Below are 24,371 nucleotides of genomic sequence, written 5' to 3' on the forward strand. Positions count from 1 at the left end.
TGTATTGATTTATCAATTTGGTTTTTGTAAAGATATGTAATCGAATGCACGCGGCCGCTCTATTTCAGGGTTTAACGCGGTGGTAGTTTTCTTATGTAACGGATAGGGCATGTAAGACATAACTTACAACTACTTTTTAAGTGAGAAGTGTTCGCGATCATTAGATGAAAAAGTTGGTGCCCTTATAACCACAATGATCCAGGCGTTGACCCGCCTGCCGTGCATGCGTAGCCTTGCGCATTCGAGGTTCTCCGGCGTATGCCGGAGCTAAGAAGGGAACGCGGTCAATGCCGCGGCTGCCCCCGCAACTGTGAACGGTGATGTTCGCTGCCATGCCACTGCCAGCTCAATCGATGAGCCAGCGGGAAGGCGCAGCCAACGCCAGGCCCAGCGCCTGAACGCCGTCAGCCAGGAGACCTGCCTCGTCACAGATTCTCACTACAACCGGGCGGGGTGATCCGGTGGCGAATGCTTCCGGCGCGCACGCGCGTTGCCGGTACTCGTCCCGTATGCCCGCCGCTTGCCAAAGGGCATACCGATGAAAACACTGGCCAAACTCCCCGTCACCATCGTCACCGGCTTCCTTGGCTCGGGCAAGACCACGCTGCTGCGGCACATGCTCGACAACGCGCAGGGCCGTCGCATCGCGGTGATCGTCAACGAGTTCGGCGAGTTGGGCATTGACGGTGAAATCCTCAAGCAATGCACCATCGGTTGCACCGAAGAAGAAGCCACCGGCCGCGTTTACGAGTTGGCCAACGGCTGCCTGTGCTGCACCGTTCAGGAAGAGTTCTTCCCGGTGATGCGCGAACTGGTTGCCCGTCGTGGCGACCTCGACCACATCCTCATCGAAACCTCGGGCCTGGCCCTGCCAAAACCGCTGGTGCAAGCCTTCCAGTGGCCGGAAATCCGTAGCGCCTGCACCGTTGACGCGGTGATCACCGTGGTCGACAGCCCGGCCGTCGCTGCTGGCACCTTCGCCGCGTTCCCGGATCAGGTCGATGCCCAGCGCAAACTCGACCCGAACCTCGATCACGAATCGCCGCTGCACGAATTGTTCGCCGACCAACTGGCCAGCGCCGACCTGGTGATCCTCAACAAAGCCGACCAGACCAGCGCGCAAGACCTCGCTCGTGTCCGCGCCGAAGTCGCCGAAGAGCTGCCGCCAGCAGTGAAAATCATCGAAGCCAGCAACGGTCGTCTGCCGCTGGACGTGCTGATCGGCCTCGGCGCCGGGTCCGAGGAACACATCGACAGCCGTCACAGCCATCACGATCATCACCACGACGGTGATGACGACCACGATGACCACGATCACGACGCTTTCGATTCGATCTCCATCGAACTGCCGCAAGCCGACGAAAGCCTGCTGCTCGACGCCCTGACGCAACTGGTGGTTCAGCACGGTATCCTGCGTGTCAAAGGTTTCGCGGCCATCCCGAACAAACCAATGCGTCTGCTGATCCAGGGCGTGGGCACGCGTTTCGACAAGCATTTCGACCGTCAGTGGGGCGCCGATGAAGCGCGCGTCACGCGTCTGGTGCTGATCGGCCAGGAACTCGACGCCGCCCGACTCGAAGCGCAACTGCGCGCCGCGCTCAGCGTTTAAGCCATGCACCTGCTCAGGACCCAGCCCGGCGGTTTCGTCTCGGATGACAACATTGCCGACCTTGGCCAAACCCCCGCCGAGCTGGTGATCCTGTGCAGCGGCGACTCCAGTCTGGCGCTGCTCGCCGAGGCCGCGCAGCAATTGCCCGAGGATTACCCGAGCCTGCGTCTGGCCAACCCGATGCAGGTGCAGAATCACGCTTCGGTCGATCTGTACGTCGACGAAGTGCTGCGTCATGCCAAGGTCATTCTGATTTCGTTGCACGGCGGCATCGCTTACTGGCGTTACGGCGTCGAGCGTCTGGTCGAACTGTCTGAGCGTGGTGTGCAGCTGATTCTGGTGCCGGGCGATGACCGTCCTGATCCGGAACTCAGTGACTTGAGCACCGTCAACGCCGTGGATCGTGATCGCCTCTGGCAGTTCTTGCGTCAGGGTGGCCTGGGCAATGCGCTGGATTTCTTCCGCTGTCTGGCCAACCGCTGGCTGGCTCGCGATTATGCTTGGGAAGAACCGCAAACCCTGCCGCGCACGGCGATTTACCACCCGAACAAAACCACCGCCGCACTGAGTGACTGGCAAGCCGAATGGCTGCCCGAGCACCCGGTCGCGGCGGTGTTGTTTTACCGCTCGCATCTGCAAGCGGCGAACACTGCGTTTATCGATGTGTTCTGCCAGCGCTTGCAGGCGGCGGGGCTGAATCCGCTGCCGATTGCGGTGGCCAGTTTGAAAGAGCCCGGCTGCCTGGCGGTGGTCGAGGACTGGCTGGACGAGGTCGAGGCCGGGGTGATTCTCAACACCACCGGGTTTGCCCAGTCCAGTCCTGAAGCGCCGCACTTGCGGCCGTTTCGCCGCAACATCCCGGTGATTCAGGCAATCTGCGCGCAGGACAACGAGCCCGGCTGGCGCGACAGCGAGCAAGGCCTAGGGCCACGGGATCTGGCCATGCACATTGCCTTGCCGGAACTCGACGGGCGCATCATCAGTCGGCCGATCAGTTTCAAGGACCTGGCCTGGCGCAGCGAGCGCAGTCAGTCCGATGTGGTCTGCTACCGCGCGCAACCCGAACGCATGGATTTTGTCGCCGAACTGGCGCGGCGCTGGATCGATCTGGCGCGGGTGCCGAATGGCGAAAAGCGCATCGCGCTGATCCTCGCCAATTACCCGACTCGCGATGGACGCATCGGCAATGGTGTCGGTCTCGACACGCCGGCAGCGGCGCTGAATATTCTGCGGGCGTTGCAGGCCGAGGGCTATCCGGTTACGGCAGAGCTGCCAAGTAGCGGCACCGCGTTGATCCAGCAACTGCTCGGCGGCGTCAGCAATGATCTCGACACGATTGATCTGCGCCCGTGCCAGCAAAGCCTGGCGATGGACGCCTACCTGGCGATGTTCAACGCGCTGCCCGAGGCCAATCGCAGCGCTGTGATCGAACGCTGGGGCGCGCCGCAAAACGACCCGATGTGCCGCGACGGGCGGATGATGATTGCCGGCATTCGCTTTGGCCTGACCTTCGTCGGCATTCAACCGGCGCGCGGTTATCAGGTCGATCCGAGCGCGGTCTATCACGACCCCGATCTGGTGCCGCCGCACGCTTATCTGGCGTTCTATTTCTGGTTGCGCAATACCTACGGCGCCCATGGCGTGATCCACGTCGGCAAACACGGCAACCTCGAATGGCTGCCGGGCAAAGGCGTCGGCCTTTCGGAGAACTGCTGGCCGGATGCGCTGCTCGGGCCGCTGCCGAACATTTATCCGTTTATCGTCAATGACCCAGGCGAGGGCGCTCAGGCCAAACGGCGCACACAAGCGGTGATCATCGACCATCTGATGCCGCCGCTGACCCGTGCCGAAACCTACGGGCCGTTACGCAATCTGGAACTGTTGGCCGACGAGTATTACGAGGCGCAGTTGCTTGATCCGCGCCGCGCTCGTGAGTTGCAGCGCGACATTCTGCAATTGGTGCGCGAGACGCAGATCGACCGTGAGCTGCAACTCGATGCGGCGCTGGACAGCGACGCCGATGCGGCGATCTGGCTGCCGCGCCTCGATACCTATTTGTGTGATCTGAAGGAGTCGCAGATTCGCGATGGCTTGCACATTTTCGGTGAATCACCGAGCGGGCGTCTGCGCATCGATACGTTGCTGGCGTTGCTGCGCATTCCACGGGGTGACGGCAAGGGCGCGCAATCGAGTCTGTTACGGGCGCTGGCCAAAGCATTCGAACTCGGTTTCGATCCACTCGATTGCGCGCTAGCCGATCCATGGACCGGCCCTCGTCCCGAAGCACTGCAATCGCAAAGCGACGAAGTCTGGCGCACCGCCGGCGACACCCGCGAACGCCTCGAACTGTTTGCCACTGCGTTGATCTGCGAGTCCCTGCAAATCCCTTGTGGGAGCGATCCTGCTCGCGAAGGCGTCGTGTCAGTCGCTAAAGATTTACCTGATCCACCGCTTTCGCGAGCAGGCTCGCTCCCACAGGGACCGGCGTGGGCGGAGGTCAGTGCAATCATCGACAATCTGCGCGAAGTCGTCGCCCCACGCCTCGATGCCTGCGGCCCCGCCGAAATGCGCGGTCTGCTCGACGCCCTCAGCGGTCGCTTCGTCCCTGCCGGCCCGAGCGGTGCACCCAGCCGTGGTCGCCTCGACGTCCTGCCCACCGGGCGCAATTTCTACTCGGTCGACGTGCGTAACCTGCCGACCACCACTGCGTGGCGTATCGGTTTCCAGTCGGCGACGTTGATTCTGGAACGGCACCTGCAAGACCACGGCGATCACCTGCGCCAGCTCGGATTATCCGTGTGGGGCACCGCGACCATGCGCACTGGCGGCGATGACATCGCCCAGGCCATGGCGTTGATGGGCGTGCGTCCGGTGTGGGCCACCGGCAGTCAGCGCGTCGATGATTTCGAGATTCTGCCGCTGAGCCTGCTCGACCGTCCGCGCGTCGATGTCACGCTGCGAGTCTCCGGGTTTTTCCGCGATGCTTTCGCCAACCTGATTCGCCTGTTCGACGCTGCCGTGCAAGCGGTAGCCGCGCTGGACGAGCCGGATGATCTCAACCCGTTGGCCGCGAAAGTGCGTGCCGAGCGCGAGGCACTGCAGCAATCGGGCCTTGATGAAGACACCGCGCGGCGTCAGGCGGGTTGGCGGATCTTCGGCGCCAAACCCGGCGCGTACGGCGCAGGTGTGCAGGGCGCCATCGACGGTCGCTTGTGGCAAAGCCGCGAAGATCTCGCTGAGGTTTATCTGAGCTGGGGCGCGTACGCCTATGGCGGAGCTGATGAGGGCACCGCTGCGCGCGAGCAGTTCGTTCAGCGCCTGAGTCAGGTACAAGCGGTGCTGCAGAATCAGGACAATCGCGAGCACGATCTGCTCGATTCCAATGATTACTACCAGTTCCAGGGCGGCATGCTCGCTGCCGTGGAAAGCCTGCGCGGTGAAGCGGCGGCGAGTTATCACGGCGATCACAGCCAGCCGGATCTGCCGAAGATTCGCACCCTGAAAGAAGAGCTGAACCGGGTGATCCGCTCGCGGGCGGCCAATCCGAAATGGATCGACGGGGTCAAGCGCCACGGCTATAAAGGCGCGTTCGAAATGGCCGCGACGGTTGATAACCTGTTCGCGTTCGATGCGACGACGCAGTTGATCGATGACCACCAGTACGCGTTGTTGGCCGACGCTTATCTGCTGGATCCGGCAACGCGGGAATTTGTTCGTGAGCACAATCCGCATGCGCTGCGGGACATGACCGAGCGCATGCTTGAGGCCCAGCAGCGGGGGATGTGGCAGGAACCGGGGGCTTATAAAGAAGCGCTGGAGAATCTGCTGCTGGATATTGAGGAAGATATGTAGCGTCCTCAGGAAAGTCACCCCCTCACCCCAGCCCTCTCCCCCAAGGGGGCGAGGGGGGAAGGGAGCCGATTTGTGTACTGTTCAGAATCGAAGTCAACTCGATAATTCAGGTCGGCGCAACTTGCAAGAACACCGCAATCAGTTCCCTCTCCCCCTGGGAGAGGGCTAGGGTGAGGGCCACCCCGACTGACACACCACAACACTTAAGCACACCAAAGACCACGACAGAGAAAACCCAAATGACCGACACCCCGCATTTCCCACTCTCCGCCGTGGTCGGCGCCGATGACCTGAAACTCGCCCTGTGCCTCTCCGCCATTGACCCGAAAATCGGCGGTGTGCTGATCGAAGGCCCGCGCGGCATGGCCAAATCCACCCTGGCCCGGGGCCTGGCCGATCTGCTTGCCAGCGGTCAATTCGTCACCTTGCCGCTGGGCGCCACCGAAGAGCGTCTGGTCGGTACCCTCGATCTCGACGCCGCCCTGAGCGAGGGGCGTGCGCAGTTCTCGCCGGGTGTGCTGGCCAAGGCTGACGGCGGCGTACTCTATGTCGATGAAGTCAATTTGCTGCCCGATCACTTGGTGGATCTACTGCTCGACGTTGCCGCCAGCGGTACCAATCTGGTCGAGCGCGACGGCATTTCCCATCGGCATTCAGCGAAGTTCGTGCTGATCGGCACGATGAACCCGGAAGAGGGCGAGTTGCGTCCGCAACTGCTCGACCGCTTTGGCCTGAACGTCGCCCTCAGTGGCCACACGGCACCGACCGAACGTGGGCAGATCATCCGTCGCCGACTGGATTTCGACAGCGACCCGCAAGCGTTCTGCGCACAATGGCAAACCGAGCAGCAAGCCTTGCGTGCGCGCTGCGAACACGCTCGTGGTGCCTTGGCCAACATTGCGCTGGACGATGCCGCACTGGCGCAGATCACCGAGCGTTGTTTCGCCGCCGGGGTGGATGGTCTGCGTGCTGATCTGGTCTGGTTGCGCGCGGCGCGTGCCCACGCGGCATGGCGCGGGGCAGGGGTGATTGGCGAGGAAGACATCGACGCCGTGGCCGAGTTTGCCCTGCGCCATCGGCGCCGTGAGCAAGCGCCGTCGAGCCCGCCGCAACCGGCACAGTCGCCGGCCGCGACTCAGGCTTCACCGAGTGAAGGGCAAGGGCAGTGGGGCGACATGCCGGCGCCTGCGCTCGCCACCGGCGCCCGCCGCGAAGTGCCGAGCTGGCCAAAAAAGCCTTAGGCATTCGCCCCCGATCAGACGCGGGGGCGAATGCCAGACCCCGCGCTGGCCGGCTGGACAACGGACGCCAAGGCAAGCGCCATACCGCCCGCAGTGGCACGGTGAACTGGCCGGGCACGTTGCTCAAAGGGCGACCTCGAACGCGTGAAGATCTGCTGTTTCAACTGCGCACGCGTTCACCGCATGAACTGTGGCTGGTCATTGTCGATGCCTCGGCGTCGACCCGGCGCCATCACGCCTTGAGCGATGCCAAAGGTCTGCTCGCGCAACTGTTCGATGAGGCTTACCGCCAACGGGCGCGACTGGCTTTGCTGACGGCCAGCGGTTCGGCGCCGAAATGGCAGGTGCAGGGATTGAAAGCGTCCAGCGGCTTGCGTGCCTGGCTGGAGGCTTTGGGGGCAGGCGGCGGCACACCGTTGCTGGCGGCGCTGGAGCAGGCAGAACAGTGGCTGACGCTGCGGCGCAAGCGCTTTCCCGCCGAGCAGCAGAGGCTGTTGGTGGTGACCGATGGGCGTTTGAAACAGTGCTCGGGATTGTCGGCGCTGGGGTGCCCGGGGTTGTTGATCGATATCGAGCGTGGGCCGATTCGGTTGGGTCGGGCCAAGGATCTGGCGATGGCGCTGGATGCCGAGTATCGACATATCGATGAGCTGATTTCGCCCTGATACTTTCCGTGTCTGCTCGGGCCTCATCGCGAACAGGCTCGCTCCCACCTTGGAATGCGTTCAACTGTGGGAGCGAGCCTGCTCGCGAACGCATCGACTCGGTACCCGGTCAGGAACACCAAAACCCGCCTCACTGCACTATGCTGCCCCCAGCCCAATCACAAGGAGTGAACGATGCGCGTGCTGGTCAAAAACCCCCAAGACGACTTCCGCGTCAAAGCCTATGCCGGCACCAACGGCGTGCTGCTGGCCATGGATCTGGCCGAGCCCCGGCGCAAAGGCCTGCTGGGGTTTGCCATCGAAAAACAGCAGGGCAGCAAACCCTGGTTGTTCCTGTTCAACAGCCTGACGTTCCCTGGCAAGGCCCATACGTTCCCGCAGTTCCACGCCACACCGAGCGATATCGCGCCGCTGCAAAAATTTCGCTGGGCCGATTACGCGGTCAATCCGGGCATGACTCTCCACTATCGCGTGCATTTGGCCTACGGCACCGCCGATGCCGTGCAGTTGGGCGAGTCGCTGGAGCTGACGATCGCCTCCGATGACGGTCACCCGAGCAATCAAAGCGTGATATTCAATCGCGCCGTTGCTGCCAGTCAGGCATTCCAGCGCAAGTTCCCCGAGCTGGACGCACTGATCAGCGCCAACAAGAATATGCCCATCGAAGCCTGGCCCGACGCGCCACGACAATGGCTGGAAAACGGCTTGCTCGCACGGTTGCTCGGGTTTATCGAGCGTGCGCTCGATGGTCAGTGGGCGCTGGACATCGCGATCTACGAGTATCAGTTGCAGGCAATCGTCGATGCGGTGAACGCGGCGTTCGCGCGGGGCGTGCAGGTGCGGGTGCTGTATCACGCCCGCGCGGATGACGAAGACACTACGATCAACGAAGCGAGCCTGGCGGCATTGCCTGTGGCGAACAAGCGTGGGCGAGTGACCCACAACATCTTTCACAACAAATTCATGGTTCTGAGTCGTGTCGATGCCAGTGGCACTCATCAGCCTGAAGCGGTTCTGTGTGGCAGCACCAATTTCACCGCCAATGGGGTTTATCGGCAGGCCAACGTGGTGCATGTGCTGGATGATGCATCGATCGCCGCGAGTTATCTGCAGACGTTCGAGCAGATCTGGGCGCAGCCGGACGATGTCGGCGCAACCCGTGACTGGATTACCGAACATAACCCGATGAACCCGCAGCAACCGTTGTTCGCCGGGTTCTCACCGCGTACCGGCGGGGCGGATTTGCAGGCGTTTGTGCGGATTATCAGCGCGGCAAAAAAAGACGTGCTGTTTGTCACCGCGTTCTCGCTGCCGGACGCGATTCTTAACGCGTTACTCGGCCAGCCCCACGACGACATTTTGCGTTATGGCCTGCAAAACACCGCCAGCCGCATTACCGGATTCCACGCCGATCGCAGCGCCGAATTCGCCGCCACGGCGCTGCTCAACACCGGGCTGGAAGGCTGGCTGCGCGAGAACATGAAGGGCCAGAAAGGTAATCTACTGGTGCACACCAAAGCGGTGGTCACCGACTTCACCACGGACACGCCGACGATCATCAGCGGCAGCCACAACCTCAGCGCTTCGGCCAGTAACGGCAATGACGAAAACTACCTGATCATTCGCGGCGACACCGATCTGGCGGATCGTTACGGGCTGGAGCTGCTGCGGTTTTATGAGCATTATCGCTTTCGCTATTTCGCGAAAAAACTGGCGTTGAAGCAGGTGAGTCCGTTGGCGGTGGATGAGCGTTGGACGAATGACTATTACAGCGAAGGGGATTTGCGGCAGTTGTCACGGTTGCGCTTCGCGGGGCGCTGACACCGTCCTGTAGGAGCTGCCGCAGGCTGCGATCTTTTGATCTTGTTTTCTTAAAGCGAAGATCAAAAGATCGCAGCCTGCGGCAGCTCCTACAGGGAAATCTGGAAGGCTGTTACAGATTTTGAAATGATTTGCCGCTGTAGGAAATGTTCCCAAAGCCGTACGCTCCAAGGCCATTTTTCATTCAGGACCTACATGAACACCCTCTCGGAGCCTCCCAGTTACCGCTTCCCCTCGCGCCATGGCGCGGTCTTGACGCACTCGCAGCATCCGGTTTTCCGACATCCGAATATCGTTGCCAACGCGGCCCCAGAGCCTTCGCGTTGCGCTTTGCCGTGTCCGGCAGCCTGAATTCATCGAGAGAGATAGAGACGTTTTATGGAATGGTTAGCGGATCCCACAGCCTGGTTGGGCTTGTTGACATTGATCGTGCTGGAACTGGTGCTGGGTATCGACAACCTGGTGTTCATCGCAATTCTGGCGGACAAACTGCCACCGCATCAGCGTGACCGTGCGCGGATTATCGGCCTGTCGTTGGCGCTGATCATGCGTCTTGGCCTGTTGGCGAGTATTTCCTGGCTGGTGACGTTGACTCAGCCATTGTTCGAGGTGTTCGGCAAGAGCTTCTCCGGTCGCGACCTGATCATGCTGTTCGGTGGTGTGTTCCTGCTGTTCAAGGCCACCATGGAATTGCACGAACGCCTTGAGGGCCACATCGGCGAACGCACGACCAACGCCGCTTATGCGATGTTCTGGCCGATCGTCGCGCAAATTGTGGTGCTCGACGCAGTGTTCTCCCTCGATGCGGTGATCACGGCCGTGGGCATGGTCGATGAACTGGCGGTGATGATGATCGCGGTGATCATCTCGATCGGCTTGATGATTGTCGCCAGCAAACCGCTGACACGCTTCGTCAACGCGCACCCGACGGTGATCATGCTGTGTCTGGGCTTCCTGATGATGATCGGTTTTGCCCTGACGGCTGAAGGTCTGGGCTTCCACATTCCGAAAGGTTATCTGTACGCCGCCATCGGTTTTTCGATTCTGATCGAGGTGTTCAACCAGATCGCCCGCGCTCGCCGCAAGCGCTCGATGCAAGGGCTGCGGCCGATACGTGAACGCACGGCGCACGCGGTCATGCGCTTGCTGGGCGGGCGCAAACTGGCGGCGGAAGAAGTGGGCGAAGAGATTTCCGACTTGCTGGACGACGGCGACGCGCCCAATGCCGAACTGTTCGATCGTCGCGAGCGGGTGATGATCAGCGGCGTGCTGCAACTGGCCGAACGCCCGATTCGCGGGCTGATGACCGTGCGCGCCGATGTCGACACGCTTGATCTGGCCGAAGATCGCGAGGCGATTCGTACGCGTTTGATGCACTCGTCCTACTCGCGTCTGCCGTTGATCCGCAACGGTGCGGTGGATGAGCCGCTGGGCTTTGTGCACAAGAAAGAACTGCTCAAGGAGTACCTGGCCGGTGCCGAGCCGAACCTGGAACATTTGGCACGCAAGACCCTCAACCTGCTCGACAGTTATTCGATCCTCAATGCGCTTGAGCAGATGCGCGCGGCTTCGACGCACATTGCTTTTGTGGTCAACGAGTTCGGTGATTTTGTCGGTGTGTTGACCATGACCGACATTCTCGAATCGATTGCCGGTGAGTTGCCGGATGCCAGCGAAATCGAAGGCCCGGATGTGGTCGAGGAGCAGGGCGGCTTTATGGTCAGTGGTGGGTTGAACCTGGCGCGGGTGCGCCAACGCACCGGGTTTGGCGCGGAGGCGACCGAGGACTATCAGACCATGGCCGGGTTGGTGATGAGCCTGCTGGATCGCCTGCCGGTCATTGGTGATCGTCTGGAGCTTGAGGGCTGGCAGATGACGGTCAAAGCCGTGGAAGAGCGGCGGGTAACGCGGGTGTTGTTGGTGCGTGCCGCCGCTTAATACTTCAGTTCTCTACTGACTGTGCCGGCCTCTTCGCGAGCTTGTTTGCGAGTCATCGTCTGTCGATGATTTGCCTTTCAGTTTTTACGATGCATCAGGCAGGATGGAAAGCTTTACGTCGTCGAAGAAACACTTGCCTTCGTCCGCACTACCAAGGCTCTCCAAAGTAACGCTCACATCGAATACTGATCTACGTGTGAATTCCTGTCTTATGTCTACCCAGTCGTCACCGCTATCGATATTAAGTATCAGCGGGTTGCGAATGGGCTCGAAGGTTAGGGTGATACGGGCAGGTGAACTTCTAGGTGTTCGCACTCTGAGCGAAAACATGAAAATCGGATACCCTGGATCACCTCGCCCAAGAAGGTCCACGTACTGATTAATTTTGGCAGGCCCAGCGATAACACAGGTGTTGTTCTCAAAAGTCACATTATCTGGGTTGTTTGCTTCCCAATGAGCGCCTTCTTCGGAGAAGTCTCCGTTTTTAATGTAGTTGTCCATTTTTTCATCCTCGGTGGTTTGGGTTTGTCCTGTACCGCCTCGCCAGTAGGCCCGCGCAAGTTCCGGTCGACAACTGTCAACTCTGACAGGTCAAACGATTATTCCGACCAGTGGTCAATCCGACGCAGAGCGTTGATTCTTTTCATGGGGGTCACATAACTAATGTTTTGCGCCCTCATAGAACTCGCCGTTCTTGATCAGATTCGTCATGTCCAACTCTCCCTGAGACTTTTTGGTTAACGCTGCTTCGAAACCTTCAGCCAGCCTGTTCAGCAGTGGCTGCGCAAGCGCGCACGCGCAACGGTGCGCAAAGTGCGAAGAGTCTGCCGCAGCCAAGGCAGATCATGTATTCGTTTACGGGGCGCAACGGGCGCTTTGGTCTTGCCGATGTGCTCGGCGAAATCCCGTGCGAGGGTTGCTTCGGTGCCGATGCCTTTGAGTTTTTTCACCAGTCTGCCGTTCTTGTAAAACAGCACGGTGGGCGTGCCGGTGACCAGCGGATGGCGTGGGGACTCGCTGGTATTGAGCATGTAGATATTGGCGCGGTGCCGGTACGGCTCGGCCGTCTGACGAAACACCGGACCGGCCCACTCGCAGGCGGGGCAATGTTCGTTAGCGAAATAGAGGATTACCGGGCGCCAGGTTTTCAGTGTTTTTCGATAGGTGGCCGGCAAGGCTGCGAAAGGGATTGTCGAGTTCATTGAAACTCCTCTCTCGGAATACAGCGCTGGTGCGTTCACGGTAAAAAGCGAGCTTTTGCGATGTGAAAGAACGCTCGCTTTTAATCGCGTTGGCTCAGAGCAACTTGGATAGCGTGATATCGCCGAAGTAAGAGCCGAGTTCATCAAACGTGCCATCATTGGATTCGGCTGTGACTTTGAACGCGAGTGTTGCAAGCGGCGCAGTGAAGATTTGCCATTGGAGTGTCCATTCCTGCTGTTGCCCGCCGACCTCAAGGTAAACCGGATCTCCTGTCGGAATGGGCTGAACAGTGATACGGCCAGCATAACCACGTAGTGTTTTCATTCTTGCAAACACCATAAATAGCCCGCCACCTCCGTTGCCCAGCTTAACGTCCTGACTGATGGAGTCAGGTGTGGCGATAATGCAGTGACCATTCACATAACTGACGTTTGTTGGATTTGTTGCGGTCCAGTGGTCGCCTTGATTGGCGAAATCACCGTTTTTAATCAGATTGGCCATTTCAAAAGTCCTTATTGAGATTTTGAGTTCGATTCCTGACCCGTTCGGTCCAAACCAGTAGGCCTATCAACTCACCGGTCAACAACTGTCAACTCTGACAGGTCGAGCCGCAAATCCGATGAACGGTCACCTGCACTCAGTCTGTTTTTCAAGTCCGATTCATTGCTCTATGTGTGCATCAATTGGTCGCGCACATGCCCTTGAATGAGACGTTACTTCCCAATTGATTGCCTTCAGTAGCGAAGGCCACCCTGCTATTGGGAATAGTCGCGCGGTGATCCGCCAGCTAAGTCTTTGAGTCAATTAATTTTTCCCGGTAACCGGGTTTTTCCGCCAAAGCTATGGCACACTTTCTGCTGTCTATTCCGTAGTAACAAACCGTGTTCCGGTATAGCGGAATAAACACCATCCTGGAGTGCTTGCCATGCATCGCCGTCCTTCGTTGTTCAAAGCGTGTGTTTTTGTTCTTGTGGCTTCGTCCGCTGTCATGGGTATGGCCCAGGCAGCCGACAGCAAGCTCGACAGTGTTCTGGCCCGTGGCAAGTTGATCGTGGGTACCGGCAGCACCAATGCGCCGTGGCACTTTCAGGGCGCGGACGGCAAGTTGCAGGGGTTTGATATCGACATCGCCAGGATCGTGGCCAAAGGTCTGTTCAACGACCCGAGCAAGGTCGAATTCGTCGTGCAGTCGTCCGATGCGCGGATCCCCAATCTGCTCACCGACAAGGTCGACATGAGCTGCCAGTTCATCACCGTTACCGCCAGCCGTGCGCAGCAGGTGGCGTTCACCCTGCCGTACTACCGCGAAGGCGTCGGCCTGCTGTTGCCGAACAACAGCAAGTACAAGGAAATCGAAGACCTGCAAGCCGCCGGCGACAGCGTCACCGTGGCGGTGCTGCAAAACGTCTATGCCGAAGAACTGGTGCATCAAGCCCTGCCCAAAGCCAAGGTCGATCAGTACGACAGCGTTGATCTGATGTATCAGGCCGTGAACTCCGGTCGCGCCGATGCCGCCGCCACCGACCAGTCCTCGGTCAAATACCTGATGGTGCAGAACCCTGGCCGCTATCGCAGCCCAAGCTACGCATGGAGCCCGCAAACCTACGCATGTGCGGTGAAACGCGGCGATCAGGACTGGCTGAACTTCGTCAACACCGCTCTGCATGAAGCCATGACCGGCGTTGAATTCCCGACTTATGCGGCGTCGTTCAAGCAATGGTTCGGTGTAGATCTGCCTTCGCCAGCAATTGGTTTCCCAGTCGAATTCAAATGATCCCGTGAGAGTGGGGCGATTCACGTCGCCCCGCTCAAGGTACTGCTGACCATGAACTATCAGTTGAACTTTGCCGCCGTGTGGCGCGATTTCGACACCTTGCTGGCGGGGCTTGGTCTTGGCCTTGAACTGGCCTTGGTGTCGATCGCCATCGGCTGCGTGATCGGCCTGCTGATGGCGTTCGCCTTGCTCTCGAAGCACCGCGCCTTGCGGGTGTTGGCTTCGGTGTACGTCACGGTGGTGCGTAACACGCCGATTCTGGTGTTGATTCTGTTGATCTACTTTGCGCTGCCAAGCCTGGGCATTCGGCTGGACAAGATTCCTTCGTTCATCATCACCCTGTCGTTGTATGCCGGGGCGTACCTGACCGAAGTGTTCCGTGGCGGTTTGCTCAGCATCCCCAAAGGCCAGCGTGAGGCCGGTCTGGCCATTGGTCTCGGCGAGTGGCAGGTCAAGGCCTACGTCACCGTGCCGGTGATGCTGCGCAATGTCTTGCCAGCGCTGTCGAACAACTTCATTTCGCTGTTCAAGGACACCTCACTGGCCGCCGCAATTGCGGTGCCGGAGCTGACCTACTACGCGCGCAAGATCAACGTCGAAAGCTACCGGGTGATCGAAACCTGGCTGGTTACCACGGCGTTGTATGTCGCGGCCTGTTACCTCATTGCCATGTTGCTGCGTTACCTCGAGCAGCGTCTGGCGATCCGCCGATAGGAGGCTGCGATGTACGAATCTCCCAGTTGGTTACATGAATTGTGGGTTGCGCGTGAGCCGCTGTGGCAGGGTTTTCTGACCAGTGTGCAAGTGTCGGCGCTGGCGATTCTGCTCGGCACCTTGCTCGGCGTTGTTGCCGGGCTGGTGTTGACCTACGGCAAGTTCTGGATGCGCGCGCCGTTCCGTTTTTACGTCGACTTGATACGCGGCACCCCGGTGTTTGTGCTGGTGCTGGCCTGCTTTTATATGGCTCCGGCGCTCGGCTGGCAGATCAGCGCGTTTCAGGCCGGGGCCTTGGGCCTGACGCTGTTTTGCGGCTCCCATGTCGCCGAGATTGTTCGCGGTGCGCTGCAAGCTCTGCCGCGCGGGCAGATGGAAGCGAGCAAAGCCATCGGCCTGACGTTTTATCAATCCCTTGGCTACGTATTGTTGCCTCAGGCGCTACGGCAAATCCTGCCGACCTGGGTCAATTCGTCCACCGAAATCGTCAAGGCCTCGACCTTGCTCTCGGTGATCGGCGTCGCCGAATTGCTGCTCAGCACGCAACAGATCATCGCCCGGAACTTCATGACCCTGGAGTTCTACCTGTTCGCCGGTTTTCTGTTCTTCGTCATCAACTACGGCATCGAATTACTCGGCCGGCACATTGAAAAGCGGGTGGCCCTGCCATGACTCAAGCTCAAGTTTCCCCACAGAATCAGGCACTGCTGGATATCCGTGGTCTGCACAAACAGTACGGCGCCGTTGAAGTCCTCAAGGGTGTCGATCTGAGCATGCAGCGTGGCAACGTGGTGACGCTGATCGGCTCCAGCGGCTCGGGGAAAACCACGCTGCTGCGTTGCGTGAACATGCTCGAAGAATTCCAGGGCGGGCAGATCCTGCTCGACGGCGAATCCATCGGCTATGACGAGGTCAACGGCAAGCGCGTGCGCCACGCGGAAAAAGTCATCGCCCGCCATCGCGCGATGACCGGCATGGCGTTCCAGCAGTTCAACCTGTTCCCGCACCTGACCGCGTTGCAGAACGTCACCCTGGGCCTGCTCAAGGTGAAGAAGATGCACAAGGACGAAGCCGTGGCGCTTGCCGAGAAATGGCTGGAGCGCGTGGGGCTGCTGGAGCGGCGCAATCACTTTCCCGGTCAGTTGTCTGGCGGTCAGCAACAGCGCGTGGCGATTGCCCGGGCGATTGCGATGAATCCGAGCCTGATGCTCTTCGATGAGGTCACTTCGGCGCTCGACCCGGAGCTGGTGGGCGAAGTGCTCAACGTGATCAAGGGGCTGGCCGAGGACGGCATGACCATGCTGCTGGTGACCCACGAGATGCGATTTGCCTTCGAGGTCTCGGACAAGATCGTTTTCATGAATCAGGGGCGGATCGAAGAGCAGGGGCCTCCCAAGGAACTGTTCGAACGCCCGCAATCGCCGCGTCTGGCTGAGTTTCTGAAAAACACGCGGTTTTAATCTTACGTTTTCAAATCAGGAGAAATACCCATGAGCATTACGCGTTACGGCACCGGCAGCACCGCCGCTGGCGGCCAGCCACGTCCATTCGCTCGCGCCGTTGAAGCGGATGGCTGGTTGCATGTGTCTGGCCAGGTGCCGGCGGTGGATGGCGAGATCATCGTGGGCGGCATTGTCGAGCAGACCCACCAGACCATGAAGAACCTGATCGCGATTCTCGAAGAGGCCGGTTATGGCCTGGAGGATGTGGTACGGGCCGGGGTGTGGCTGGATGATCCGCGGGATTTCAGCAGTTTCAACAAGGTCTTCGGTGAGTACTTCAAGCCTGAACACGCACCGGCGCGGGCCTGTGTGCAGGCGAGCATGATGGTCGGTTGCAAGGTCGAGATCGACTGCATCGCCTACAAGAAGAAGGCTTGAAAATTGCTGTGTTGCTTAGGCCGCAGCCCCTCTCCCAAGGGAGAGGGGACTGATCTGTATCGATGTGGATTTGCGTATGACGCTTACATTTACATCGATACGGCCAGGCTCTTTCTCTCTGGGAGAGGGGACTGATCTCCATCGATGCAGATTTTGGCGGCTGACCACAACATGTGCATCGATCCAGTCAGGCTCCCTCTCCCTCAGGGAGAGGGCGGGGGGTGAGGGCAGCAATCCAACTGACACAACACCAAGGGCCAGTTACCATCCGGCGACTTTGAATGGGAACCACTGAAATGACCGAAGACACCATCAAACGCCGGGCTCGCGGTCTGGACCGGGCGTTCGATATTCTCGATTTCCTCAAGGAGATCGGCCAGCCGCTGCGCCCCAACGACATCGCCAACGGCATCGGCAGCCCGAAATCCACGGTTTACGAACTGGTCGCTTCGTTACTCGAACGCCGGATTCTGGAGCCGGTGGGCAAGGACGGTCATGTCTATCTGGGGCGGCAGTTGTACTTTCTCGGTCAGGCGCATTTGCGTCATTTCGACCTCAGCCGCGAGGCCGATCACGCCTTGCAGGAGATCGTCAGCCAGACCCATGAAACCGCGCAGATGTGCCTGCTCAACGGGCGTAAATACACGGTGGCACTGATGAAGGAGGGCGAGCGGCATTTCCGTATTTCCTCCGACATCGGCGAAAACGCGCCGATCCCCTGGACCGCTTCCGGGCGCCTGCTGCTCGCGCATTTGAGCGATCAACAGATCATCGACCTGATCGACAAAGACGACTTCATCCTGCCCGACGGCGAACGTCTGCCGCTGGAACGCTTTCTTGCGGAGATCCGTCAGGCCGGCATCGACGGTTTCTTCTCCTTCGACAGTGTTGCCGACACCTTTACCCATTGCTTCGCCGCGCCGGTCAAAGACCCGCAAGGCGTGGCCATTTGCACCTTGTGCATCGTCGCGCCACGGGCCGATGCGAAAAACAATTACGACGACTATCGCCGGGTGCTGATCGAGAGCGCCAACAGCCTCGCCCGGCGAATCAACGAATAACCGCAGCTGCCTGCGGCTGCGAATGTGAGGAGTTCGACCATGACGACTGCCATCAATACTGCTGGGGAAAAGGGCGACGCCGCCATCGGCGCGCACCTGGTGCGTGACGTCAGCCTGCCGGCGCTAGTGCTGCATCGCGCAGCACTCGAGCACAACATCCACTGGATGCAGAAATTTGTCAGCGACAGCGGTGCCGAACTGGCGCCCCACGGTAAAACCAGCATGACCCCGGCGCTGTTCAAGCGTCAGCTCGACGCTGGCGCGTGGGGCATCACCCTCGCCAGCGCGACCCAGACCCGCGCGGCTTATGCCCATGGTGTGCGCCGAGTGCTGATGGCCAACCAATTGGTCGGCGCGCCGAACATGGCACTGATTGCCGATCTGCTCGTCGATCCGTCGTTCGATTTCTATTGCATGGTCGACCATCCGGATAACGTCGCCGATCTCGGCGCCTATTTCGCCTCGCGCGGGGTGAAGTTGAACGTGATGATCGAGTACGGCGTGGTCGGCGGTCGTTGTGGTTGCCGCAGCGAAGAAGAAGTCATCGAACTGGCCAAGGCAATCAACGCGCAACCGGCGCTGGCCCTGACCGGCATCGAGGGTTACGAAGGGGTAATTCACGGCGATCACGCCGTCAGCGGCATTCGTGAATTTGCCGCGTCGCTGGTGCGTCTGGCGGTGCAATTGCAGGACAGCGGTGCGTTCGCCATCGCCAAGCCGATCATCACTGCTTCGGGTTCGGCGTGGTACGACTTGATTGCCGAATCCTTCGAAGCACAGAACGCCGCTGGGCGTTTCCTCAGCGTGTTACGTCCCGGCAGTTATGTGGCGCATGACCACGGCATCTACAAGGAAGCGCAGTGCTGCGTACTCGACCGCCGCAGTGATTTGCACGAAGGACTGCGCCCGGCGCTGGAAGTCTGGGCGCACGTGCAATCGCTGCCGGAGCCAGGTTTTGCGGTGATCGCACTGGGCAAACGTGATGTCGCGTTCGATGCCGGTTTGCCGGTGCCGTTGCTGCGCTACAAGGCCGGTGTGGTGCCGGCGGTGGGCGAAGACGTCGGCGCGTGCAAGGTCACGGCGGTGATGGATCAGCATGCGTTCATGAGCGTGGCGCCGGGCGTTGAGTTGCGGGTCGGGGACATTATTTCCTTTGGCACGTCGCACCCGTGCCTGACGTTCGACAAATGGCGTGTCGGGTTGTTGGTGGATGAACAGCTGTCGGTGATCGAGAGCATGGAGACCTGTTTCTAAAGCTTCAGACCGAGTTGCGGCCAATCGCTGGCAAGCCAGCTCCCACAAGGATTCATGTCGTTAACAGATCTTTTAATCAACACTGAGCCCTGTGGGAGCTGGCTTGCCAGCGATGAGGCCAGACCAGACATCCGCGAATCAACAGAGACAGCACAAAATGAACACCCTTAGCCCCCTCGGCCCGAACACCCCGCGTATCGCCCTGATCGGCGAATGCATGATCGAACTGCAGCAACGCGCCGACGGCAGCCTGCAGCAAAGCTTTGGCGGCGACACCCTGAACACCGCGGTGTATCTGTCCCGCGCCATGGGCGACAAGGCGCAGGTCGATTACGTCACCGCACTGGGCGATGACAGCTTCAGCGACGCCATGTGCCGGATCTGGACCAGCGAAGGCATCGGCCTCGATCGGGTGCAGCGCCTGCCGGGGCGCTTGCCGGGCCTGTACTGCATTCAAACCGATGCCAACGGCGAACGGCGCTTCCTCTATTGGCGCAATGAAGCCGCTGTCCGTGACTGTTTCACCACGCCGGCTGCCGCGCCGATTCTGGCCGCGTTGCCGGATTACGATGTGCTGTATTTCAGCGGCATCACCCTGGCCGTACTCGGTGCGTTGGGCCGGGAAAAGCTGATCCAGACGCTGATCGAAGCGCGTCAGCGTGATGCGCGCATCGTCTTCGACAACAATTACCGTCCGCGCTTGTGGGCCTCGGTCGAAGAGGCGCGGGACGCCTATCGCAGCGTATTGCCTTACGTTGATCTGGCGTTGCTCACGGTGGATGACGAACAGGCGCTGTTCGGTTTTGCCGATTGCGAGGCAGTGTTTGCCGCTTATGCGCAGTTCGGCACGCCGGAAGTGGTGCTCAAGCGGGGGGCTGAGGCGTGTCTGATTCGCTGTGATGGCGAGGCTTTTGAGGTGCCGGCGCAGAAGGTCGAGAAAGTCGTGGACACCACGGCGGCGGGGGATTCGTTCAGTGCGGCGTATCTGGCCAACCGACTATCGGGAGGGAGTCCGGCGGAGGCTGCCGAGGCCGGGCACCTGCTGGCCAGCAAGGTGATTCAGGTGCCGGGAGCACTGATTCCCAGAACCTGAAATGCAATCCCTGTAGGAGCTGCCGAAGGCTGCGATCTTTTGATCTTGTTTTTCAAGATCGAGATCAAGATCAAGATCAAGATCAAGATCAAGATCAAAAGATCGCAGCCTCGTTTCACTCGACAACTCCTACACAGCCCCTACACAGCTCCTGCGAGGAAAGTATTAATCGCGGTAAAACACCTGCACCAGGTGATAGCCGAACTTGCTCTTGATCGGCCCATGCACCGTGCGCAACGGCTTCTTGAAAATCACCGCATCAATCGCCCCGACCATCTGCCCCGGCCGCACTTCACCCAGATCGCCGCCGCGCTTGCCGGACGGGCAGGTCGAGAATTTCTTGGCCAGCACATCAAACGCCTCACCCTTGGCGATACGTTGTTTGAGCTGTTCGGCCTCTTCGGCGGTTTTCACCAGAATGTGGCGGGCTTGGGCTTTCATCGTGCGGTACCTGATTACGGGGTGACGGCGGGGCGCGGATTATGCCTCAAGTCACTGGGTTTGGCTGATCATCGTGCGGATCTTGCTGGCCAGCAGCTCAATGGCAAAGGGTTTGGCGACCATGTCCATACCGTCCTCGAGAAAGCCCTGGCGCTCGGCGGCTTTCTGCGCGTAACCGGTCATGAACAGCACCTTGAGGCCCGGCCGATGCTGGCGGGCGATTTCCGCCAGTTGCCGGCCATTCATGCCCGGCAGGCCGACGTCAGTGACCAGCAGATCGACCCGTAGATCGGACTCCAGCAGCGGCAGGGCGGTCTTGGCATCTTCGGCTTCGTGGGCCTGATAACCCAACTCCCGGAGCAGATCGAGCACCAGCATGCGCACCGCCGGGTCATCCTCGACCACCATCACGGTTTCACCGGTCGCCGTCGCCGACGGTTGTTCAACGGCCACGATGGCCGGCCGTTCCGGTTCGACGCCGAACAAGCGCGGCAAGTACAAGCGCACACACGTGCCCTGGCCCGGCAGGCTGTCGAGGCTGACATGGCCACCCGACTGCTGGGCAAAACCATAAATCATCGACAGCCCCAGCCCGGTGCCCTGGCCGATCGGCTTGGTGGTGAAGAACGGATCAAAAGCCTTGGAACGCACCGAGGGCGTCATGCCGGTGCCGTTGTCGCTGACCGCCAGCATCAGATAATCACCGGCCTTGACCGGTTCTAGCGTGGTGATATCGCTGCCGTCGAGATAGACGTTGGCCGTCTCGATCAGCAGCTCGCCGCCATCGGGCATCGCGTCGCGGGCATTGATGACCAGGTTGAGCAGGGCGTTTTCCAGTTGGCTGACGTCGGTGCTGACCGGCCAGACATTTTCGGCCAGACGCAGGGTAAGTTCGATTGGATCGCCTTTGGTGCGGCGGATCAGGTCTTCCAGCGAATGCACCAGTTCATTGACATCGAGGGTTTTGCGATCCAGTGACTGGCGCCGCGAGAAAGCCAGCAAACGATGGGTCAGCGCCGCCGCACGGTTGGCCGATGACACGGCGGCTTCGGTGAAACGGCCAATCTCGTCAGCCCGACCATCGGCGATGTAGCGCTGCATCAAATCCAGACTGCCGATGATCCCGGTGAGCATGTTGTTGAAGTCGTGGGCGATACCGCCGGTGAGCTGGCCGACAGCCTCCATTTTTTGCGCGTGGCGCAGGGCATCTTCGGCGCGCTCGCGTTCGAACATCTCGTTCTGCAAACGCTGGTTGGCCTGGGCCAATTGTTCGGTACGGGCGCTGACCCGTTCTTCCAGGGTTTCGTTGAGATTGCGCAGTGCCTCTTCGGTTTTCTTGCGCTCGGTCTCGTCGATCACAAAGATATAGAAACCGCTGATCGCGCCGTCGGCGGCGTAGCGCGGCAAGTAATTCATCAGCGCGTGGCGATTGCTGCCATCGCGGTGCGGGGTGTACAGGCTGAACGAACAGGGTCTGCCGGCCAGCGCCTCGGCAATGTAGGGCAGGCGCAGGAAGTAGGCTTCTTCACCGATGACTTCGCGAATGGTGCGTCCGTAGAGTTCCTGGGGCGTGAGGCCGTACCAGTCCAGATAGGCCGCGTTGTTCAAGCGGAAGCGCTCTTCACAGTCGACATAACTGATCAGGATCGGCATGGCGTTGATGATCAGTTGCAGTTCGGTCTGACTTTGGCGCAACGCCTGTTCGGTGTGTTTACGCTCGGTCAGATCCAGCGCCGCGCCGAGAAAACGCATGGGCCGTCCGTGATGATCCTTGTAGCAGCGCCCGCGGGCGAACACCCAGCGCACCTCGCCATCGCCTTGCTGCAAGCGGTATTCCTCAGCGTATTCGGTGCCGTGGGTGATGCAGTGTTTGATGCTGCGCGCAATCATCGCGCGGTCTTCGGGGTGCACGCCCTGCAAGTAATCGCTGATCGGCAACTGGCTGGCGAGGGCGGGATCGACGCCATGCAATTGGGCGAAATGCGCATCGGCAATAAAGCGGTCTTCGCCGATGTCCCAATCCCAGGTACCGACGGCATCGGTCGCGGCCAGGGCCAGTTGCAGGCGCTCCTCGGTTTCCCGCTGGGCCTTGAGGCTTTCGTCGGAGCGGCGCTGCAGTTCCAGAGCGATGCGGCGGCGTTCGTTGGTTTCGATGGCGGTGACCAGTATTCCGGCGACTTGCGCGGTTTCATCGCGGATCGGGCTGTAGGTCAGATCCAGCCAAAAGTCGGACTCTTGGCCGTCCCGTTGCAGGGTGAAGCGCCTTTCGCTGTAGGTGCGCACCTGGCCTTGTAGAACGGCGCTGTAAATCGGGTCGGTAAAGTCGCGAAGTTCTGGCCATATCTGGTGCGCAGGCTGTCCGAAAGCGTGCGGATGCTTGTGGCCGGCGAGCAGGGCGAAGCCATTGTTGTAGATCTGCGTGAGTTGCGGGCCCCACAACAACAGCATCGGCATTGGCGAGTGAATCACGATGTCCACCGCGGTGCGCAGGCTCTGCGGCCAGTTGCCGGCAGCGCCCAGCGGGCTGCGGCTCCAGTCGGTGCGGGCGATCAGTGCCTGTGCGTCATCGGTGTTCGGTACAGCATTCATTACATCAGTCCTGAGCGTGGTTCGGTGAGGCGCCGTCTATCATTGTTGCAGTTGATCTGCGCCAGGCGCAGGCCATTGTCTGTTCATTGAATGCTTCGCGGGTGTTTTTTGCCATGGAAATCGATGCGCTGTTGTCAGTTTTGTCCAATAAAAACGGTTCGGACCTGTTTCTCTCCACGGGAGCACCGCCCAGTGCGCGTGTCGACGGCGTACTCACAGCGCTGAGCGAACGCCCGTTCAAGAACGGTGAAACCGCCGCCATTGCTGCCTCCCTGATGGACGCCGAGCAACGGCGGGAGTTCGACCGGGATCTGGAAATGAACCTGGCGATTTCGCGAGCGGGCATCGGGCGTTTCCGCGTCAACATCTTCAAGCAGCGCAACGATGTATCGATCGTCATTCGCAATGTCAAACTCGACATCCCGCGTTTTGCCGATCTGAAATTGCCGCCAGTGCTGCTCGACAGCGTCATGCTCAAGCAGGGGTTGATCCTCTTTGTCGGCGCCACCGACTCGGGTAAATCGACGTCGCTGGCCGCGCTGATCGACCATCGCAACCGCCACAGCAGCGGGCATATCATCACCATCGAGGATCCGATCGAGTACATCCATCGCCACCAACGTTCGATCATCAATCAGCGGGAAGTCGGGGTCGATACGCGCAGCTTCCACGCGGCCCTGAAAAACACCCTGCGCCAGGCACCGGATGTGGTGCTGATCGGCGAAATCCGTGACCGCGAAACCATGGAACATGCTTTGGCGTTCGCCGACACCGGGCATCTGGTGCTCTCCACACTGCACGCCACTAATGCCAATCAAGCACTGGACCGGATCATCAACATGTTCCCGGAAGAGCGGCGGCCGCAGTTGTTGCAGACGCTGGGTAATAACCTGAAAGCATTTATCTCACAGCGCTTGGTGCGCACTGTCGATGGCCAACGAAGAGCCGCTGTCGAGGTGTTATTGGGCACGCCAACCATCGCTGACGTGGTTCGGCGCGGGCAGTTCGAGGAACTCAAACCGATAATGGAAAAGTCCACTGAACTGGGCATGCAGACCTTTGATGCAGCGCTGTTCACATTGGTCGCCGAGGGTGCGATAAGTGCGCAGGAAGCTTTGAAAAATGCAGATTCGGTTAATAATCTGAAGTTGCGGATAAAACTTGCGGGGGAGGCAAGTGATAGTAATGATTCACTGTCAGAGGGTTGGGGGCTCATGGATTGAATGTCGGGTATTT

20 protein-coding genes and 1 riboswitch are annotated in these 24,371 nt (G+C 59.9%); of the genes, 15 read left to right on the forward strand and 5 right to left on the reverse strand.

Features of this window, described 5'->3' with window-relative positions; genetic code table 11:
• Positions 1 to 227 precede the first annotated feature (227 nt).
• A riboswitch (cobalamin riboswitch) is annotated at positions 228 to 439 on the forward strand.
• Between the two features lie 99 nt (positions 440 to 538).
• From cobW to QZR14_RS00320, 6 genes are all read left to right on the forward strand, one after another.
• Positions 539 to 1,609 (forward strand): cobalamin biosynthesis protein CobW, encoded by a 1,071-nt coding sequence (cobW, locus tag QZR14_RS00295; protein WP_311995553.1) that lies wholly within the window; start codon positions 539 to 541, stop codon positions 1,607 to 1,609.
• A gap of 3 nt (positions 1,610 to 1,612) precedes the next feature.
• Positions 1,613 to 5,461 carry a cobaltochelatase subunit CobN gene (gene cobN, locus QZR14_RS00300; RefSeq protein WP_311995554.1) on the forward strand — a complete coding sequence of 1,283 codons (3,849 nt, stop codon included), beginning with the start codon at positions 1,613 to 1,615 and terminating at the stop codon, positions 5,459 to 5,461.
• 239 nt (positions 5,462 to 5,700) lie between these two features.
• Positions 5,701 to 6,702 (forward strand): ATP-binding protein, encoded by a 1,002-nt coding sequence (locus QZR14_RS00305; protein ID WP_311995555.1) that lies wholly within the window; start codon positions 5,701 to 5,703, stop codon positions 6,700 to 6,702.
• Positions 6,627 to 7,367 carry a vWA domain-containing protein gene (locus QZR14_RS00310; protein WP_442967363.1) on the forward strand — a complete coding sequence of 247 codons (741 nt, stop codon included), beginning with the start codon at positions 6,627 to 6,629 and terminating at the stop codon, positions 7,365 to 7,367. The genes QZR14_RS00305 and QZR14_RS00310 overlap by 76 nt, the downstream gene beginning before the upstream one ends.
• Positions 7,368 to 7,541: 174 nt before the next feature.
• Positions 7,542 to 9,188 (forward strand): phospholipase D-like domain-containing protein, encoded by a 1,647-nt coding sequence (locus QZR14_RS00315; protein WP_311995556.1) that lies wholly within the window; start codon positions 7,542 to 7,544, stop codon positions 9,186 to 9,188.
• Positions 9,189 to 9,566: 378 nt separating this feature from the next.
• A complete protein-coding gene (locus tag QZR14_RS00320; RefSeq protein ID WP_311995557.1) occupies positions 9,567 to 11,126 on the forward strand; it encodes a TerC family protein in 1,560 nt (519 codons plus the stop codon).
• Between the two features lie 84 nt (positions 11,127 to 11,210).
• On the opposite strand, the gene QZR14_RS00325 is transcribed toward QZR14_RS00320, so the two are convergent.
• From QZR14_RS00325 to QZR14_RS00335, 3 genes are all read right to left on the reverse strand, one after another.
• Positions 11,211 to 11,627: a hypothetical protein gene (locus QZR14_RS00325; protein WP_311995558.1), complete on the reverse strand. Its 417-nt coding sequence runs from the start codon at positions 11,625 to 11,627 to the stop codon at positions 11,211 to 11,213.
• A gap of 269 nt (positions 11,628 to 11,896) precedes the next feature.
• On the reverse strand, positions 11,897 to 12,328 hold the full coding sequence (locus QZR14_RS00330; RefSeq protein ID WP_311995559.1) for a thioredoxin family protein: 432 nt from the start codon (positions 12,326 to 12,328) through the stop codon (positions 11,897 to 11,899).
• Positions 12,329 to 12,422: 94 nt separating this feature from the next.
• On the reverse strand, positions 12,423 to 12,830 hold the full coding sequence (locus QZR14_RS00335) for a hypothetical protein (protein ID WP_250605337.1): 408 nt from the start codon (positions 12,828 to 12,830) through the stop codon (positions 12,423 to 12,425).
• 424 nt (positions 12,831 to 13,254) lie between these two features.
• On the opposite strand from QZR14_RS00335, the gene QZR14_RS00340 reads away from it, so the two are divergent.
• From QZR14_RS00340 to QZR14_RS00375, 8 genes are all read left to right on the forward strand, one after another.
• Complete coding sequence (locus QZR14_RS00340) at positions 13,255 to 14,103, forward strand: transporter substrate-binding domain-containing protein (RefSeq protein ID WP_311995560.1); 849 nt, start codon at positions 13,255 to 13,257, stop codon at positions 14,101 to 14,103.
• A 51-nt stretch (positions 14,104 to 14,154) separates the two neighbouring features.
• Positions 14,155 to 14,817, forward strand: coding sequence for an amino acid ABC transporter permease (locus QZR14_RS00345; RefSeq protein ID WP_003225455.1), 663 nt, complete (start codon positions 14,155 to 14,157; stop codon positions 14,815 to 14,817).
• Between the two features lie 9 nt (positions 14,818 to 14,826).
• Positions 14,827 to 15,489 carry an amino acid ABC transporter permease gene (locus QZR14_RS00350; RefSeq protein ID WP_311995561.1) on the forward strand — a complete coding sequence of 221 codons (663 nt, stop codon included), beginning with the start codon at positions 14,827 to 14,829 and terminating at the stop codon, positions 15,487 to 15,489.
• Entirely contained in the window at positions 15,486 to 16,277 is a 792-nt protein-coding gene (locus QZR14_RS00355; RefSeq protein ID WP_311995562.1) for an amino acid ABC transporter ATP-binding protein, read from the forward strand. The genes QZR14_RS00350 and QZR14_RS00355 overlap by 4 nt, the downstream gene beginning before the upstream one ends.
• A 30-nt stretch (positions 16,278 to 16,307) precedes the next feature.
• Positions 16,308 to 16,697, forward strand: coding sequence for a RidA family protein (locus QZR14_RS00360; protein ID WP_311995563.1), 390 nt, complete (start codon positions 16,308 to 16,310; stop codon positions 16,695 to 16,697).
• Positions 16,698 to 16,993: 296 nt separating this feature from the next.
• Positions 16,994 to 17,758, forward strand: a complete 765-nt coding sequence (locus QZR14_RS00365) for an IclR family transcriptional regulator (protein WP_311995769.1) — start codon at positions 16,994 to 16,996, stop codon at positions 17,756 to 17,758.
• 39 nt (positions 17,759 to 17,797) lie between these two features.
• A complete protein-coding gene (locus tag QZR14_RS00370; RefSeq protein ID WP_311995564.1) occupies positions 17,798 to 19,012 on the forward strand; it encodes an amino acid deaminase in 1,215 nt (404 codons plus the stop codon).
• A gap of 157 nt (positions 19,013 to 19,169) precedes the next feature.
• Complete coding sequence (locus tag QZR14_RS00375) at positions 19,170 to 20,105, forward strand: sugar kinase (protein WP_311995565.1); 936 nt, start codon at positions 19,170 to 19,172, stop codon at positions 20,103 to 20,105.
• Between the two features lie 165 nt (positions 20,106 to 20,270).
• On the opposite strand, the gene QZR14_RS00380 is transcribed toward QZR14_RS00375, so the two are convergent.
• Complete coding sequence (locus QZR14_RS00380) at positions 20,271 to 20,546, reverse strand: peptidylprolyl isomerase (RefSeq protein WP_007912322.1); 276 nt, start codon at positions 20,544 to 20,546, stop codon at positions 20,271 to 20,273.
• A 51-nt stretch (positions 20,547 to 20,597) separates the two neighbouring features.
• A complete protein-coding gene (locus tag QZR14_RS00385; RefSeq protein ID WP_311995566.1) occupies positions 20,598 to 23,135 on the reverse strand; it encodes a PAS domain-containing hybrid sensor histidine kinase/response regulator in 2,538 nt (845 codons plus the stop codon).
• 113 nt (positions 23,136 to 23,248) lie between these two features.
• Here QZR14_RS00385 and QZR14_RS00390 point away from each other — a divergent pair, with 113 nt between their 5' ends.
• Positions 23,249 to 24,358, forward strand: a complete 1,110-nt coding sequence (locus QZR14_RS00390) for a PilT/PilU family type 4a pilus ATPase (RefSeq protein WP_250605330.1) — start codon at positions 23,249 to 23,251, stop codon at positions 24,356 to 24,358.
• Positions 24,359 to 24,371: the final 13 nt, after the last annotated feature.

Source organism: Pseudomonas sp. rhizo66, assembly GCF_031931925.1.
GTDB lineage: Bacteria > Pseudomonadota > Gammaproteobacteria > Pseudomonadales > Pseudomonadaceae > Aquipseudomonas.